Origin of the sequence: Paenibacillus sp. RC67 (genome assembly GCF_030020805.1) — a bacterium.
Classification (GTDB): Bacteria; Bacillota; Bacilli; order Paenibacillales; family NBRC-103111; genus Paenibacillus_S.
On the sequence record NZ_CP125098.1, the window covers coordinates 4,831,988 to 4,848,034 of the forward strand.

Below are 16,047 nucleotides of genomic sequence, written 5' to 3' on the forward strand. Positions count from 1 at the left end.
GCACACTGAAGCGAATCCTTTTTCACTATTCCATGTTATTTAGTACTTTGTTGCCCGCATCCAATACAGCGAGGATGCGATCTACATCATAAACGCTTCCCGACCACGTTCCACCGCTAACGGACTGCAAAGCAGCCCATAAGCGTGTATCGTCGGGCAGCTTAGGATCAGCCGCCAAACCGGGATGTGACTCTCGAGCAGCTAGTAGCTGCGCTCCTTCCTCCGGAGTCAGTAACACGTCCCCGTGTCCCAGGAAATGGACACTTCCCTCCAGTCGAAACCGATCAATCGTAATATCGATAGTATCCCCATCACGAAGCTTCCCGATTGGACCTCCTGCTAGAGCTTCCGGGCCGACATGGCCGATGCAGGCTCCCGTCGATACGCCGGAGAATCTTGCGTCGGTAATTAACGACACTCGTTTGCCGAAAGGCAAATGCTTTAGCGCAGATGTCAGTTGATACGTCTCCTCCATCCCTGTCCCAGACGGTCCGCGTCCAATCAACACCATAATATCTCCTGCCTCAATACTGCCTTGTTTGATCGCTGCAATAGCATCCTTCTCCGAAGTAAATACTTTGGCTTTGCCTCGATGTCGATATACCCCGTCATCCCCTACTACCGAAGGGTCAATGGCCGTTGACTTAATGACAGATCCCTCCGGAGCCAGATTGCCGATGGGAAACGTAATGGTTGAGGTTAGTCCTCGCTCATGTGCTTTTTGTGGGCACATAATGACATCATCAGGATCAATCCTATCCTGTTCCAGAAGCCTGCTTCGCATTCTCTTCCTCCGCTCGCTTTGCTCCCACCAATCCAATACCGAGCCTAACGTTTCTCCCGTTACCGTCATAGCTTGTTCTTCTAGCACCCCCATACGGCGTAGATGAAGCATCACCTCAGGTACTCCACCAGCCAGAAACACTCGGATGGTTGGATGATAATCGGGCCCGTTCGGCAGCACACTGACAAGCCGGGGAACCGCTCGGTTTATCCGTATCCAATCCTGCACGGTGGGAACCCTAAGACCGGCAGCATGTGCAAAGGCTGGAATATGCAGCAGTAGATTAGTAGATCCGCCAAAAGCTGCATGTACAACCATTGCGTTATGTATAGACGCATCCGTCAAAATATGCTTCATACGTAGTCCTTTATTATCCATCAACATCATCGCACGCGCCGATTGCCGAGCCATTTCGCTCCATATCAACTGTCCCGACGGCGCCAGCGCTGCATGAGGGACAGTCATCCCCATCGCTTCAGCCACCACCTGCGAAGTAGCTGCCGTTCCAAGAAACTGGCAGCCCCCGCCAGGTGTCGCACATGCCCTACAGCCAAGATCGGCAGCGGCCTCCAATGACAATTCTCCGTTAGCATATCTCGCTCCGATCGTCTGTATCTTGCCAGCGTCTTCTCCGTCTGTTGGCGGCAAAGTGACGCCTCCCGGCACAATAATACAGGGAAGCTCATGCATTCCTGCAAGAGCCATCATCATAGCAGGGAGTCCCTTATCACAGGTCGCAACACCTATGACCCCCTTACGCGTCGGCAGCGAACGGATTAGCCGCCTGAACACGATGGCGGCATCATTGCGATAGGGCAAGGAATCGAACATTCCCTCTGTTCCTTGGGAACGCCCATCGCACGGGTCACTGACATAGCCGGCAAAAGGAATGCCGCCGCTCATGCTGATTTCGTCAGCAGCAGCCTGCATCAACAAGCCTACCTCCCAATGGCCGGTATGGTAACCCAAGGCGATGGCGGTTCCATCTTCTTTACGAATGCCCCCTTGTGTACTTAATAGCAAATACTGACGTCCATTAAGCTTAGTTGGCTTCCAGCCCATTCCAACATTTTGTGAAAGTCCAAATAACTCACCGCTCGGTGAATTCATCAGCATTTCCCCGGTCAAAGGCAGCTTTCCAGCCGGACCCTCAGCATGTGTCTGAACAGCGAACCCTTCTTCCATATCCTGTCCCATTATATCGTTCAACGCATTGGACATACCTTCACCCTCTCAGCGATTTATCAAATCCAAATAAGAGTTCTACGACACTCCCCAGTGTAAGTATGCGCTTTCATTCAAGTAGGAGAAATGCCTTTTTCTAAAGGCATTCCTTATGACTTATTTAAAATAGGTCGGATACTTCTCTTTCAGCTGCGTTTTGTCGATATCTAGCATACTGAGGTGTTCCTTCATGATGCGTTCAGCTTGCTCGGCATTTTTGTCGCGAATGGCTTGAACAATGCCCTGATGCTGGTTCAAAATGCTTTCCCAATCCGTATTGGAGGCTAACCGCAAAAAGCGGATGCGGTTGTAGTGCGTGCTCATTTGCTGGATCATAGTCCAAGTCCTGATTTTGCCGCAACCGGTAACGATAGCTTGGTGAAATTCTTCATCGAGCTCAAACAGCCTCTCGTAATTGTGCTCGGATGCGCAGAGTTGCTGAAGATTAAGCAGATTTTGCAAATGCATCACCTGTTCGGTGCTAAGCACAGCGCATGCTTCACGCACAACCGCCGATTCAAGAGTTTCCCGAATAAATCGTGACTCCTCGACATGCTGCAGATCAATCAACGAAATAAACGAGCCTTTTTGCGGTACGGTCTCGATGAGTTCCTCTTGTGACAACCTTACAAAAGCCTCTCGGATTGGCGTTCGGCTGACTTGGAGCATTTCAATGACGTCTTTTTCGGATATAAACCTGCCGGGCTCAAGCCGCAGTTCCATAATATTTTTTTTAAGTGTCTGATGCACGTAATCCCGAATGAGCCCCTTATTCCCTTGCAATGCCTCTACATGAAGTTCCATCCTGTTTCCTCCGAATGATCTAGTATTACTACTATAACAACAACGCTATAGGGAAACAAGGCAGCAGGACTCATTCCATTCGTTGCACTTAAATATATCCGTTAGCAAGCCAACCACCATCAGCCTTCAAGATAATCCCCGTCACATAATCGGACATGGATGAGGATAAAAAGACGGCAGGACCGACCCTATCCTCCACTTCCCCCATTCGACCAGCGGGAATGCGAGCTTCCATCAAATGCGGTTTGTGGATACCTTTGGCGATAAGCTCTTGCACGATTTCTGTCCGAATAAAGCCGGGGCTGATGGCATTGACTTGTATATTATGAGGCGCCCATTCAACCGCAAGGTTCTGGGTCAGCTGCATAACGCCACCTTTACTTGCCGCATAAGCTGCTCTCTGCGGAATCGCGGCATGCGCTACGATGGAAGTAATATTAACGATCTTCCCCCCCGCCTCCACGCTCGATCATATGCTTGCCTACCTTTTGACAGCAAAGAAACGTTCCGTCCAGATTAATGGACATACATTTGTGCCAATTGTCGAGTGTTAAAGACTCCGATGGGGCCGAGTTTTTTGCCGACGATATCCAGACAAGCAAATTCAATGCTCGCGAGCAGCTGCATCCGGTTGTTGTACAGGCTTGCCGTCGGATTGCAAATTTTATATTTAAGCGATTCGAACTCGAACGGGTCATGACCGATTAAATACGATTTTAATCCGCGTATAGCCAGCTCCGCACTTTCACCGCCCCCGCCCATTTCCCAAAAGCCGGTAATACCTTCATCCGTCTCTACTTCTACAATCGTGCGAACAAAGCGTCCCCAATGAGTCCCGTTGCTATGTCGTAGAGGCGCTTCCAGCGGCACACTGACTGTCGTTGATCTAATATCCGTAATTTTCATCCGATCACCCGTTTCCCTCATAATGTAAAGAAAGAAAAATTAAGTAATACTAGTAATACTAGTATGTATAATATCAAATCTGTGTTTTCTTTACAATTGATTTTTAAGCAAAACCTCTTTAAAATACATTTGGATTTTTATGTAAAAACATTCCATAATCAACCACGCTCGTGACTAATATTACGAACCGGATTAACAGTATACAGATCGACAGCTTACTCGATACGACCCAGCTATCACATCTTGTTGTGGAGCATTTTGGAGAAGCCTATAGATTGGCTCATGGGGGATCATTGGATAAAGACGAATGGCAAAACTCCCTTTTTAGCAAGCAGAAGGTGACCGTACACGTATCGACCGATATCCAGCGTAGAGGGATGATTAAATAATCTTTATGTAAGCCTTGTATTAAATAAAAAGCACCGTGCCTGGCATTAAGCCAAACCGGTGCTTCCTTGTGATTTTGAAATACGGCTCCAGATGCTGCGCGCTCTGTCTGCTAATAATAATGACTGGGTCCATCTGTCACTGATTTCGTCAGACTTGTCACCATATTCGTCCAATGTTATCGCATACGGCGGCGGCCCTAACTCGCATACAAAAGGAAAATGATCGCCAAGGCTCGCCTGTGCAAGCCAGTGTCTCATCCCGCTTTCCCACCAGCGCTCGAAATGCGACAGCATCGGATGCTCCCCTTGCTCTCCTACGTTCACCTGCACCTGCTCCCCGTTCGATACACGCGCATGTATGCATGATGTACGCGTGAGCAGCGTTTGCAGCAACGCTTCAGCCTCATCGCTAATTGTCCTCATTTCGCCTGCCACAACATAATGAGAGAAATCAATGGTAAGCCTCAAGGAAGGGAGACTATTCACATATTCTACTGTTCTCAGCAGATCCTGCGTAATCGTCCCGCGATGAGTTTCAATAAACACATGAATCCTGGCATCCTCTGCTAACCGAGCGATATCGTGTAACAACTTCTCCGCACTAGTATCGACGATAAAGGGAGTCATCACCTGAGCGTTCACGTACTGTACGGCGCCATCATAAGCTCTAAGCTTCTCGATGAACTCGGTCATATCCACTGCGCTTTTCGGATAGGCATTGACGCTCAAGGTCAAACCATACTGCTCTAGCAGTCTTCGCCATTCTTTGGCCTGTGCAGGTTCTGGGATAAAGGCATTAACACCAGCAAAACCCGCTTCAGCTATACGCTGCAGCTTCGCTTCCTGACTCCAAGCTGATTGCCGATCTCCGCTGCTGTGAAGACCATTCATTGCCCACCAGGACATTTGTACATCCATACGTGGAGAGTTCGAACTAATGGGGATAGACGGTTTCATGTTCAACTCCACAAGGCCCCCCATCCGGATTCATCTCCAAATCGACCGGCGTTCCGTCTGCGCGAAATAACGGCCGATAGTGGTGGCTGATACGTGCGGCAGACTCGTTAGCATAATGACAAATAAATGCCCGGCGGAAGCGGTCCTTTGATCTGTTGCGATAAGAACCATGTATCAAGTTGCCGTTGAAGAATAGCACATCGCCTTTTTCCATGATGGCAGGAATGACTTTTTGATCCTTGGGAGGCTTCACATAATGATTGGTGAATGACTCATTCGCATCCGCCTTCTCTGGACAAATGATTTCGTAATGGTTCGTCTTAGGCACGACCAAAAGTCCTCCATTTTCCTCATCCGCAGCGTCAATTGCCGTCCAAGCGGCGATACAGTTACCAGGCTCTACTTTTAAATAGAAATTATCCTGATGAAGCGCCTGGCCCCTCGACCCGGGTGGCTTATAATAAAACATGCTTTGTGCCGCCAGCGGCTGCTCCTCGAACAAATCCCCCAGCACGTCCAGGACTGGCTTGTGCAGCATATAATGTTTAGCCGTATCGTTAAATCGATGCGGGTGCATGACTCTCGGATAGCGCTTTAAGGGGTCGTTGTGCTCAGCATCCATAACAGGTTCAAAATGCCCCGGAATCGTGCTATGGCTTATTTCCTCAAAAGTACGTTCAATTTCTGCAATATCCTCTTTGCTGAACAAGCCTTTGACAATTAAAAAACCCTCGGTTTCAAAATGCTGTTTCTGTTCTAGCGTTAGAGTCTGCAAACCGGTGTCCATCTTCATCCTCTCCTCTGCATCACGAATTTCATGGATGATCATTTATGCTCTTAGCATAAAGCAAAATGCTGCAAGGATGAAGTAACAATGATGCTAAGTAATCCTATGATCCTGCTATCACTATGGAAAAAGTAAAGATTATCGATTATGCTTAAAGAAACTCATTCTGTCAAAGAAAGGAGCCTATAAGCGTGGATTTCGATAACAAAACCTTTCGTTTTGATGGAGAAGCATATGGAATCGTCATTGCGGGGCATTTTGATAAGCCAGATACTTACGTGACCAAACGACCTCAAGGCATGAGCGATTGGCTCATTACCTATACGTTGAGCGGTGAAGGTTACTTTATAACCCCAAGTCAAGAAACCATCTGTAAATCTGGAGATGTCTCGCTGCTTAGGGCAGGAACTCCGCATCAATACGGAACGGTGCAAGGACAAAACTGGCATTTTGTATGGGCTCATTTCTCCGATCGTTTCATGGAATCCAGCCTGCTGCCGGAAGCGGATATTGTCGTTCAGCCCGTTGACAATACATCATCACGCAAACGTATTTACCGTACCTTTAAGAAGATTATTAATGATTCCAGGGAGCGCGGAGAATATTGGCATGAGCTGAGCTTGAACGGTTTAAGAGAGATCCTGCTATTATTGGCCCAAAAGAGCATCCAGCGGCTCGATGCTAGAATAGAAGAAGCACTGAATTATTTATCCCTTAATATGCGCAAGCCCCTCCGTATTGAAGAATTGTCACGAATCATCGGCTTGTCTCCCTCCCGGCTTTCCCATTTGTTCAAGGAAAGTACAGGTTATTCCATAATCGATACGTTGAACCGGATGCGAATTCGTCAAGCCGCTCTTATGATTGAGCATACGGACCGCAGCTTAACCGAAATCGCTTTTGATGTCGGGTATCAGAACTATAACCATTTTACGAATCAGTTCCGTAAGCATTACGGAGTGAATCCGGGTTCTTATAAAAAGACGACATAGCCTACTAAAAAAAGAAGAGGACGCATTTGCGTCCTTGTGCTGTTGAGAAACTAAGTTATTCAGAAGCTAGCTAAAAGGCTGGAGGTGGGGTATCCCCTGGAAGAGCGATAGCGTCCGCCTTTGTTATTGGGAAATCTCCGCTATAAATTGAATAAATTAAATATTTCCCAATAGCAACAGCGGCAGGAAGGGGATACCCCACCGGAGTACCTTATACCATTCTGAAGTTTCACGAGTTCTCTACAGCATAAGGTTTAAATCCGCATCCTCTTCTTCTCACTCTCCCGATACTTTAATCTCATTACTCCCAAACCCTGTAACAGAACGAGTCTTCTCGTAGAAATGCGTTGCGTTCTCCTGAATCCCTTCCCTCGTATAAAAAGGGTCCTCCTTTGAAAGCGGCAGCTTCACACGACTTCCCGTGCTGGCTGATTTATAAATAGCGGTAATCAGCTCTAGCGTATTGCGACCGGACACGCCGTCAATCAATAGCTTGGAACCGCTCTCAATCGCTTGCAGGACGTTATCGATTTGCCCTCTATGTCCTAAGTGCGGCAGATCGGGAAGAGCATCATACTGAGCTTGAATTTGCTGCTCTAGTTGAAGATTTGGTTCAGGAAACCCGTTTTCCTTGGAGACGGATGCCTTCACCTTCCATGGAGTGGAAATTCGCGCAGCCTTCCCTTGGAAAATAAGCTGTTGTTCCTCACCGTGATGGACTACGGAACTGGTGACTTGCCCTAACGCCCCATCTGCAAAACGCAAAATGGCAACAGAAAGGTCTTCGACCTCCGCATTATCGTGAGAAGTATTGCTCATGATGGCCTGTACTTCTTCCGGCATTCCCATCATCCACTGCAGGGCATCTATATGATGCACCGCATGATTGATCGTGCAGCCACCGCCTTCCTTCTCCCAAGTGCCGCGCCACCATAAATCATAGTAGCAATGTCCCCGCCACCAATAGGAGTCTACCTGTGCATGAACTATTTTGCCCGCCAAGCCTTGATCTATGGTTTGTTTCAATTTCATCATCGGGTTAGTAAAACGATTCTGAGCTATCACCGATAAAATCTTACCGGACTCCTCGGCTGCCCTGTTCATCTCATCGCATTCTTTAAGGGATGCTGCCATAGGCTTTTCTACAATCACATGTGAACCCGCTCGCAAAAAATCCTGCGTTATAAATGCATGGGTATAGGGCGGCGTACATACCGAGACAAGATCAATACCTTGCCCGAGAAGCTCCTTGTAGTCCTGAACGGCAATTGCATTTAAATCATATTTCCTTACCGCCTCTTCCGCTTTTTCCTTGAACACATCTGCGACCGCAACAATTTGGCATCGGTCCGAGAATGCTAGATAAGCATCGATATGCGCTCTAGATATGGCCCCAGCTCCAATAACAGCTACTCTTATCATATCGTTCCACCCTTCTACAATGGTTGTTCATCATTATCATAAAAGAAAGCCTACGATATTTATGAAGCAATATTGTGATTAAATGTTGGGATATTGCTATAATGGAAATAAATGATGTCGATTGTTTCATGGAGGGTGAACGATACACATGGGGTCCCGACCGTTCGAGTTTGACTATCGAAGAACTTCTGCTGTTGTATTCAAAGAGGTTTTTCATGCGCATCTCCAAATGGAATTTACCTATGTTCATGAAGGCGAAGGAAACCTAATTATCGAAGGAAAGAGCTATCCGGTGGAGCCCGGCACTTTGATGATATTTCAGCCCTTTCAGCTCCATCGCGTTCAAATCCATGTCACACCGGAGCGTCCTTTTGTAAGGAGCCTAATTATGTTCGATCCGATACTGCTGCAGCCGTATTGGGACAGCTTTCCTCTGCTCAAGCATTATTTTCATATCCTTAAGCAGCAGCAAGCAGGAGGAAGACCATTGCATCATCTGAAGGAATCGGATGCTCTCGTTACACTTATGACTCAATTCCATGAAAGTGAACAAAGGCTCAGCTCGCATGAGCATCAGGAGGAATATATGTTTTTCCTGCTAAGCTTCCTTAAGCAGCTGCAGCGACTTCAACGGCAGCCCGAAGCCTCCCTAACCCACAACTCGAAATTTTCTCATCGGGCAGGGGAGGTCATGCAATGGATTGAGCGCCACTATCATGAGCCGTTTCGATTGGAAACGATGGCAAATGAGCTGCATGTATCCCGCTATCATATCGCCCACTTATTCAAGGAAGCGACAGGAACAACCATCCTTGCCTATGTCCACGCAACACGAATCCGACACGCCTGTGTCTGGCTTACCAAGACTTCACTCACTATACCTGAGATTGCAGTTAGAGCTGGCATTCCTAATCCTTCTTATTTTTGTAAACTATTCAGAGAGACGATGGGAATCACACCGCATCAATACCGGTTGCAAATTCAGAAAAATTAAAATGACGCCTGACGGCGTCCAGATTGTGGAGAAACCTATGTTACTTCTGAAGTTTGCGTGGTACTCCGGTGGGGTATCCCCTTCCAGCCGCTGTTGTTATCCGGAAATTTTCAAATTAGTCGCTTTACAGCGGGTATTTCCCGATAACAAAGGCGGGCGCTATCGCTCCTCCAGGGAATACCCCACCTCCTTCCATCATCCATCTTCTTAATAATTAGGTTCTTCTACAAATTCAGACTCCTTAAGGCGGCCTTGTTGATCGAGAATACTAGGTTTTAAACCTTGAAAGCGCAAACGGGCTGATGTCCTGCTTCGTTTCTCCTTTAACAATAAGCTCAGATAATATTTCCCCCACCACGCTGGAAAATTTAAATCCATGACCGGAGAATCCCCCGGCTATCCATATACGATCGTATTCTGGATGCGTATCGATAATGAAATCCTCATCCGGGGTCATTTCGTATTTGCATACGGCTCCGCGAAGCAATCGGCCAGAAGCACGGGGCATGAATTGCTCCAGCGCTTGACGCAAATCCTGTTCATCCTCTGGATAGTTCCCGAAAGGCTCAAAGTTTTGTCCCGGCTGCCATGGCTGTCCGACGTCATGCCTTCCGATTTTGACACCCGAGCCATTCATGCTCGGAAATCCGTAGTATCCACCTTCCGACCACCCTAATGTAAATCCGGGAAACTTCGTGTAATCGAATAAAGCCTCGTCTGCTTCAAACCAACCGACCGCCTTCCTGACCGGCTTTATGGGAAGAGTATCCAACCCGTCTAGTAGGTTAAACCACGCTCCCAAGCTTATAATAGCCCGGTCTGCTGTAAACGTCCCGGTATGTGTATGTACCGTAACATGGCTTGCGCTTGTCTCTATTCGTACCACAGGACTGTGCGGCATGACGACTGCTCCATGGGCGATAGCCTGCTTACGGAAAGCTCCGACACAAGCCTCGCTTAGCAGAAAGCCCGCTTGCTGTTCATACAGCCCGATATAGGATTCAGGTAAATGAATTCCGGTCCAGCGGTAACGGATCTCTTCCGCGCTTAGGTAATCAACCGGTAATCCGTGCTCTCGAGATCTTGACCATTTGCTCTTCAATCCTGATGCTTCTGACGGTCCTATATTCAATACACCGGAGCGTATAAGTAAGGTCTCACCTGAGGCGGCTTCCAATTCCATCCACAGCTGATCAGAGCGAAGCGCCATGGCCGTATAGGTTAGGCTTCCAGCATAAGCATGTCGAATTAGCCGAGTTTCTCCATGATGGCTTCCGGCTGTATGAGGAGGATCGAACGCGTCGAGCAGCAGCGTCCTGACACCTTGTTTTGCTAAATAATATCCTGCGCTCATCCCCATCGAGCCAGCTCCAACAACGATGACATCATATGAAGTACTTATAGGTGCCACCTTCCTTCTCCATTCATTTATCTAGTTAAATCATATCAGCATCACCGTATTAAAAATACCTTTTTTATCCATTATTTTTCTACTTAACTAACCAAAAGAGGAGTTCATATGGCTATGAACTCCGATTCAGTAGAGAAACCCATCTCCACGAGAAATTTGCTATATAGGGAGGTGGGGTATGCCCTGGAGGAGCGAGAGCGTCCGCCTTTGTTATCGGGAAGTAACCGCTGTAAAGCGATAATTAAAAACTTCCCGATAACAACAGCGGCCGGAGGGGCATACCCCACCGGAGTATAATAGCAATATTTCAAGCTTTTTGGGGTTTCTCCACAATCCGTAGTTCATATTCATATGAACTCCCTTTCTCTACTCCACCCTATGACTCGCTTGACTTGATCGTCATACTTGCTTTGGTAGATAGCTGTTCCAGCACATTGGGATGAAGCGGTAGCCGATAGCTTTTAACCAAGGTTTCACCATTGTTAAAGTCCTTGTGGTAAGCTCGCTCAAAACCAAGCCGTTCATACAGCCGGACAGCCGACTGCATCAGATCGGATGTGTGCAGATGCAGAACCGTGGCCCCCAAAGCCGCTGTTCGTTTCACACTCTCTATAATAAGCTTTGTCGCCACCCCTTGACCTCTTACCGAGGGCAGGACGGACAAATAGCGGATAATGGGAGTATGGATGTTCATCTCAGGCCTTCCATACGCGGCTTCCGACGATACAAACATTTGTACACTGCCGACGATAACACTGTCCTGTTCAGCAACGATGGTGAATAGTGCCTTGTCGCTATCTACTGCGGCAAGAATCCCTTCCCGGTACGCCGCCCAACGAGAATGCGGCATCACGGCTTCATATTGCACATAGGCTGCAAGCATGACTTGCTGAATCGCTTCCTTGTCGTATGCAGCGGCATCCCTAATCGTTATGGCGCTCAAGCTCTCCATCCCTATTCACCTATCCTTTTCTAATGCATGAACAGCGGTCAAAGCAAATAATGCTGAGCTAGGTATAAGAGCCTCGTCATTTAAAGTAAACTTCGGATGATGCCATTCCTCCGTTCCGCTCGTACCCATCCAGATGAAGCAACCAGGCACCTTCTCCTGATAATGAGCAAAATCCTCGCCTCCTGCGGATGGAACAGCTTCTGTGATTTGCAGATTCAATGCTTCTGCAGCATGGCGTACGACTTCAACAGCAGCAGCATCATTATTCACTGTTGGAATGCCGGAGAACCAGCTTAGCTCGGCTTCGGCCCCATAGCCAGCGGCGATGCCCATTGCTATACGATGAAGCCGGTCCGGCATCTCGTGCCTGACCTCCTGACGGAACGTCCGCACGGTTCCGTCCAATACAGCCAAATCCGGTATGACGTTCCACGTTGTACCGGAGTGAAAGCTGCAAATGCTAACGACCGCGCGGTCAAAAGGGCTCGTATTGCGGCTGACCGCCGTTTGAATCCCGCCCACGATGGCACTGGCGGCCACGATAGGATCGATGGCCGCATCAGGCACAGCCGCATGGCCGCCCTTACCATGCACTTTAATCTTGAAGCCGTCGACACTGGCCATCAACGGTCCGGCACTCAAGCCAATCGTGCCTACCGGCAGCTCAGGCTTGTTATGCATGCCGAAGATTGCCTCAACGCCATTCAGCGCTCCAGCTTCAATCATGGCTCTAGCCCCGGTTCCCTTTTCTTCCGCGGGCTGAAATAACAATCGAACCTTGCCATGGAGCCTATGGGCCTGCCGCTTTAATAAAACGGCCGCCCCAAGAATGGCTGCGGTATGAAAATCATGCCCGCAAGCATGCATCTTACCCTCAACTATTGACGCATACGACAGGCCGGTTTCCTCCTGAACCGGAAGCGCGTCGATATCGGCTCTTAAGGCAATAATCGGTCCTTCCGTGGCGCCTTCGATTTCAGCCAACACACCTACAGGCAGATCCAACGGCAGAAGGGTTATGCCTTCTTTCAAGAGAAACTCCTTAATTTTGCGTGTCGTTTCTACCTCCTGCATTGACAACTCAGGATGACGGTGCAAATCTCGGCGGAACTCTGCCAAGACCGGATACAACGTTCTGGCATCTTCCAGCCACTGCTCTGGCAGCAGCTTCAGCTCTCCTGACGTACTCATCACAAACCACGCTTGATTCGTTCAATTTGCGCTAAATGCGTCTGTACATGTTGAATGAAGGCCCTATACGAGCTCTCCAGCGTGACGGTGTCTCCTTTGACATTGACTCCCGATTTTTGCCAATCATCCGCGCTCAAGCGCTTGAACAGTAAGCTGTTATAAGCAAGCAACGCACCGAATACAGCCAGAATATCGTCTGCCGAGCTCTCATTGGCTCTGGAATGGCTAACCCACGGGTCCTGCTGAAAAGCAGCCAGCTGTACATCATTTTCGGAGATTACTTTGCGAATGCGGAACGAAAAAACAATGCTATGGTCCGCCAGATGAGATAAGACCTCCGTCACACTCCACTTATCCGGAGCCTCCTTGCGCTTCAGCTGTTCTTCCGATAGCCCTTTAATTGCTTCCTTTAATTGGTCCAATGTTCTCGTATACGAGGTTAGATCAATGACGGTTTGACTCATGATAGGTTCCTCCCAATGTCCTAGCCGCTGTTTCTGCAGCCGTTAGTTTTTTAGTTAAATAGACGAGCTGATCGTCCTTTCCTAAATCCCTTTCGAAAAATCGTTCATAGCCCCTTCTCTCGTACATAGGGAGCAGCCAAGGATGCTTCTTCGAGGTGGCCAACGTAACCGCATCGGCGTTCAGCGTATCCCGCACAATATGCTCCTCTACATAGGTAAGGAGATGGTCTCCCAAGCCTTGACCGCTGCGCTCCGGATCAACAGCAAACCAATACAAGAAAGGATGCGGCGTCACTTCAGGAAGCGGTTTGAGAGAAAGTGTAGCTGCAACAGAACCGTCATGAATTAATATATAGCAGGAATTGTCCTTGATATTCGTTACAATCATGTCCAAATCGGCATGTACGGCTCTAAACTCGATGCCAAGCTGTCGTATAGATTCATAAGCGCCTTGGATGACGTACAGAACCTGTTCTGCATCTTCCTCGGCAGCCAACCGGTACGTATAGCTCATAGATAGCACCTCCTTGATTTAGTTAGGCTATTTAACCCGAAACCATTCCTAGATCACATAGCTCCATTCCGGAGTAATCCTCTTAAGAAATTGCTTCGTTCTCTCTTCCTTTGGCCTTGCAAATATATCATCAGGATTGCCTTCCTCTACAATTCTTCCTTCATCCATAAATACCACATGATTGGACACATCACGTGCAAAGCTCATCTCATGTGTGACAACGATCATCGTAACTCCTTCACGGGCGATTCTGCGGATGACGGCCAGCACTTCCCCAACGAGCTCGGGATCCAGTGCTGAGGTCGGTTCATCGAACAAGATCACCTCCGGGTTTAACGCAAGTGCCCGGGCGATACCTACCCGCTGCTGCTGCCCGCCCGACAGCTCGACTGGATAAGCGTCCACTTTATGCGATAAGCCGACCTTCTCCAGCATAAGCACGCTCTTGCTGCGTGCCTCCTCCTTCGGAAGCTTCTGAACAACGACGAGACCTTCCATCACATTCTCCAGAACCGTTTTATGCTTGAACAAATTGTAGTGCTGGAATACCATGGCCGTCTTTCGGCGCAGCGTCAAAATATCCGTCTTGCTGGGATGCTTGCACTGCACGCGATAATCTCCGATTCGTACCTCACCGTCGTTTGGCTTTTCCAGAAAATTTATGCAGCGCAGAAGTGTAGTTTTGCCAGAGCCGCTAGGCCCAAGAATAACCACTACATCCCCTTTACTGACCGTAAGATCGATACCGCGCAGCACCTGATTTTTGCCAAACGATTTTTGAATGTTGCTTAGTTGAATCATACGACTCCCCCCGGTTGTACCGATTTAAACGATGCTCCAGCACGGATGTAATTTTTTCTGAAATCAAGGTCAATCCCCAATAAATAAGCGCTGCAGCTATAAAAGCTTCTAGAAACTTCAGATTGGAGGTCGCGACAATATTGGCTTTGCCGTTCAATTCCACCAGCGAAATCGTAAAAGCAAGGGAAGAGCCGTGCAGCAGACCTATGAACTTATGCAGCAAATTAGGCAAGCTGGCCATGAGTGCCTGCGGGATAACAACTCTTCTCAAGCCTTGTGGAGTGGTCATTCCTACCGAATAGGCGGCCTCCATCTGACCGTGCGATACAGATATAATTCCTGAGCGGATAGCTTCGGACATATAAGCAGCGGAGTTCAGAGAGAAAGCGATAAGTATAAAGGTTACGAGCGGAACGGATTTGGAGCGGATGCCCCAGCCATAATGCTCAGATAAATAATCGAACAGCATCGGCAGTCCAAAATAAATAAGCATAATATGCAGCAGCAAAGGAGTCCCGCGAACAAATGAGACGTAGAAATCGGCTATCCAATGAATGAATTTAATTTTGTAAATCCGAATTAACGCTATTCCGGTACCCAAAATAAAACCAAACAGTAAGGGAACTAAAGAAATAACCAGCGTCAAGGGCAGCGCCTTAATAATCTCGACGAACGCTTTTCCGATAAAAGGAATATCAAGCGTCATAGTGCAGCCCTCCTACCTGACCTGGGCTTAGCCTTCTTTCATGCCGCAGCAGACGCCGCTCCGCGATAACAAACAGCCTTTCCAGCAGAATGCACAGTGCATAATAAATAATCGCTAGTGAAATATAAATTTCCAAAAAATGGTTTGTTGTTAGAAGCGTCTCCGCTCTCCCTACCATATCCATGACACCAAGCGAAAAAGCCAATGACGTATCCTTCATACTGGAAATGGCTAGATTGCCGAAGTTCGGAAGCGCAATAGCCAACGCTTGAGGCAAAACGATACGAAGGAAGGCATCCTTACCTGTCATCCCAGTCGAATACGCAGCTTCAAGCTGTCCTCTCTCTACACTGTTAACAGCTGAACGAACAATTTCGCACACGTAAGCTCCAATATGCAGCCCATACGTGATGATAACGAATACGATGGCCTCTACATTCGTAACGTCAATATGGAGCAGATGCAGTGCTTCGGGCAATCCGTAGTAAACCAGGAACAGCTGAATAATAATCGGCGTACCCCGGATGAAAGAAACATAGATAATTACTAATCGATTCAAAACGGGAACCTGATACAATCTTGGCAGGACGATAATAAATCCTATAATAACCCCAAGCAGCATAGCAGCTACCAGGATGAAAAGCGTAATGTGCAGGTAGGATAACAATTTAGGCAGGAACACCGCTACTAGCTGGATATCAAACGATTTGCCCATCGTACATCTTGATCCTTTCTGACCGCAGCGTCCT

General features: G+C 48.0%; 19 protein-coding genes. 3 read left to right on the plus strand and 16 right to left on the minus strand.

Translation table 11 applies throughout. The features are described 5' to 3' along the window. Nucleotides 1-25: 25 nt before the first annotated feature. The 5 genes from QMA13_RS22210 to QMA13_RS22230 all read right to left on the minus strand — a co-directional run bounded on the left by QMA13_RS22210 (nt 26) and on the right by QMA13_RS22230 (nt 3,718). Complete coding sequence (locus QMA13_RS22210; protein ID WP_481858241.1) at nt 26-1,981, minus strand: YjhG/YagF family D-xylonate dehydratase; 1,956 nt, start codon at nt 1,979-1,981, stop codon at nt 26-28. 144 nt (nt 1,982-2,125) lie between these two features. Then, a complete protein-coding gene (locus QMA13_RS22215; RefSeq protein WP_282935919.1) occupies nt 2,126-2,812 on the minus strand; it encodes a GntR family transcriptional regulator in 687 nt (228 codons plus the stop codon). 88 nt (nt 2,813-2,900) lie between these two features. Continuing rightward, on the minus strand, nt 2,901-3,275 hold the full coding sequence (locus tag QMA13_RS22220; protein ID WP_282935920.1) for an SDR family oxidoreductase: 375 nt from the start codon (nt 3,273-3,275) through the stop codon (nt 2,901-2,903). Next, complete coding sequence (locus tag QMA13_RS22225; RefSeq protein ID WP_282943505.1) at nt 3,250-3,402, minus strand: SDR family NAD(P)-dependent oxidoreductase; 153 nt, start codon at nt 3,400-3,402, stop codon at nt 3,250-3,252. The genes QMA13_RS22220 and QMA13_RS22225 overlap by 26 nt, the downstream gene beginning before the upstream one ends. Next, a complete protein-coding gene (locus QMA13_RS22230) occupies nt 3,329-3,718 on the minus strand; it encodes an enolase-like domain-containing protein (protein WP_282935921.1) in 390 nt (129 codons plus the stop codon). The genes QMA13_RS22225 and QMA13_RS22230 overlap by 74 nt, the downstream gene beginning before the upstream one ends. Before the next feature lie 170 nt (nt 3,719-3,888). On the opposite strand from QMA13_RS22230, the gene QMA13_RS22235 reads away from it, so the two are divergent. Further along, nucleotides 3,889-4,107, plus strand: coding sequence for a hypothetical protein (locus QMA13_RS22235; protein WP_282935922.1), 219 nt, complete (start codon nt 3,889-3,891; stop codon nt 4,105-4,107). Between the two features lie 45 nt (nt 4,108-4,152). Here the strand turns inward: QMA13_RS22235 and QMA13_RS22240 are convergent, their stop codons facing one another. Both QMA13_RS22240 and QMA13_RS22245 read right to left on the minus strand, forming a co-directional pair. Beyond that, nucleotides 4,153-5,064 carry a sugar phosphate isomerase/epimerase family protein gene (locus QMA13_RS22240; protein ID WP_282935923.1) on the minus strand — a complete coding sequence of 304 codons (912 nt, stop codon included), beginning with the start codon at nt 5,062-5,064 and terminating at the stop codon, nt 4,153-4,155. Next, entirely contained in the window at nt 5,042-5,851 is an 810-nt protein-coding gene (locus QMA13_RS22245; RefSeq protein ID WP_282935924.1) for a phytanoyl-CoA dioxygenase family protein, read from the minus strand. Before QMA13_RS22245 ends, QMA13_RS22240 begins: the two co-directional genes overlap by 23 nt. Before the next feature lie 191 nt (nt 5,852-6,042). On the opposite strand from QMA13_RS22245, the gene QMA13_RS22250 reads away from it, so the two are divergent. Then, nucleotides 6,043-6,843 (plus strand): helix-turn-helix domain-containing protein, encoded by an 801-nt coding sequence (locus tag QMA13_RS22250; RefSeq protein WP_282935925.1) that lies wholly within the window; start codon nt 6,043-6,045, stop codon nt 6,841-6,843. A 276-nt stretch (nt 6,844-7,119) separates the two neighbouring features. Here the strand turns inward: QMA13_RS22250 and QMA13_RS22255 are convergent, their stop codons facing one another. Continuing rightward, complete coding sequence (locus QMA13_RS22255) at nt 7,120-8,265, minus strand: Gfo/Idh/MocA family protein (RefSeq protein ID WP_282935926.1); 1,146 nt, start codon at nt 8,263-8,265, stop codon at nt 7,120-7,122. Nucleotides 8,266-8,413: 148 nt separating this feature from the next. Here QMA13_RS22255 and QMA13_RS22260 point away from each other — a divergent pair, with 148 nt between their 5' ends. Further along, a complete protein-coding gene (locus tag QMA13_RS22260; RefSeq protein ID WP_282935927.1) occupies nt 8,414-9,259 on the plus strand; it encodes an AraC family transcriptional regulator in 846 nt (281 codons plus the stop codon). Nucleotides 9,260-9,527: 268 nt separating this feature from the next. Here the strand turns inward: QMA13_RS22260 and solA are convergent, their stop codons facing one another. The 8 genes from solA to QMA13_RS22300 all read right to left on the minus strand — a co-directional run bounded on the left by solA (nt 9,528) and on the right by QMA13_RS22300 (nt 16,013). Beyond that, nucleotides 9,528-10,661 carry an N-methyl-L-tryptophan oxidase gene (gene solA / locus QMA13_RS22265; protein WP_282943506.1) on the minus strand — a complete coding sequence of 378 codons (1,134 nt, stop codon included), beginning with the start codon at nt 10,659-10,661 and terminating at the stop codon, nt 9,528-9,530. A 385-nt stretch (nt 10,662-11,046) separates the two neighbouring features. Continuing rightward, entirely contained in the window at nt 11,047-11,622 is a 576-nt protein-coding gene (locus QMA13_RS22270; protein WP_282935929.1) for a GNAT family N-acetyltransferase, read from the minus strand. A 6-nt stretch (nt 11,623-11,628) separates the two neighbouring features. After that, complete coding sequence (locus QMA13_RS22275) at nt 11,629-12,813, minus strand: amidohydrolase (protein WP_282935931.1); 1,185 nt, start codon at nt 12,811-12,813, stop codon at nt 11,629-11,631. Next, nucleotides 12,813-13,277, minus strand: coding sequence for a DinB family protein (locus tag QMA13_RS22280; protein WP_282935933.1), 465 nt, complete (start codon nt 13,275-13,277; stop codon nt 12,813-12,815). The genes QMA13_RS22275 and QMA13_RS22280 overlap by 1 nt, the downstream gene beginning before the upstream one ends. Next, nucleotides 13,258-13,791, minus strand: a complete 534-nt coding sequence (locus tag QMA13_RS22285) for a GNAT family N-acetyltransferase (RefSeq protein ID WP_282935935.1) — start codon at nt 13,789-13,791, stop codon at nt 13,258-13,260. The genes QMA13_RS22280 and QMA13_RS22285 overlap by 20 nt, the downstream gene beginning before the upstream one ends. Nucleotides 13,792-13,839: 48 nt before the next feature. Continuing rightward, nucleotides 13,840-14,592, minus strand: coding sequence for an amino acid ABC transporter ATP-binding protein (locus tag QMA13_RS22290; protein WP_282935937.1), 753 nt, complete (start codon nt 14,590-14,592; stop codon nt 13,840-13,842). Continuing rightward, nucleotides 14,516-15,298 (minus strand): amino acid ABC transporter permease, encoded by a 783-nt coding sequence (locus QMA13_RS22295; RefSeq protein WP_282935938.1) that lies wholly within the window; start codon nt 15,296-15,298, stop codon nt 14,516-14,518. Before QMA13_RS22295 ends, QMA13_RS22290 begins: the two co-directional genes overlap by 77 nt. Next, entirely contained in the window at nt 15,288-16,013 is a 726-nt protein-coding gene (locus QMA13_RS22300) for an amino acid ABC transporter permease (RefSeq protein WP_282935939.1), read from the minus strand. Before QMA13_RS22300 ends, QMA13_RS22295 begins: the two co-directional genes overlap by 11 nt. Between the last annotated feature and the right edge of the window lie 34 nt (nt 16,014-16,047).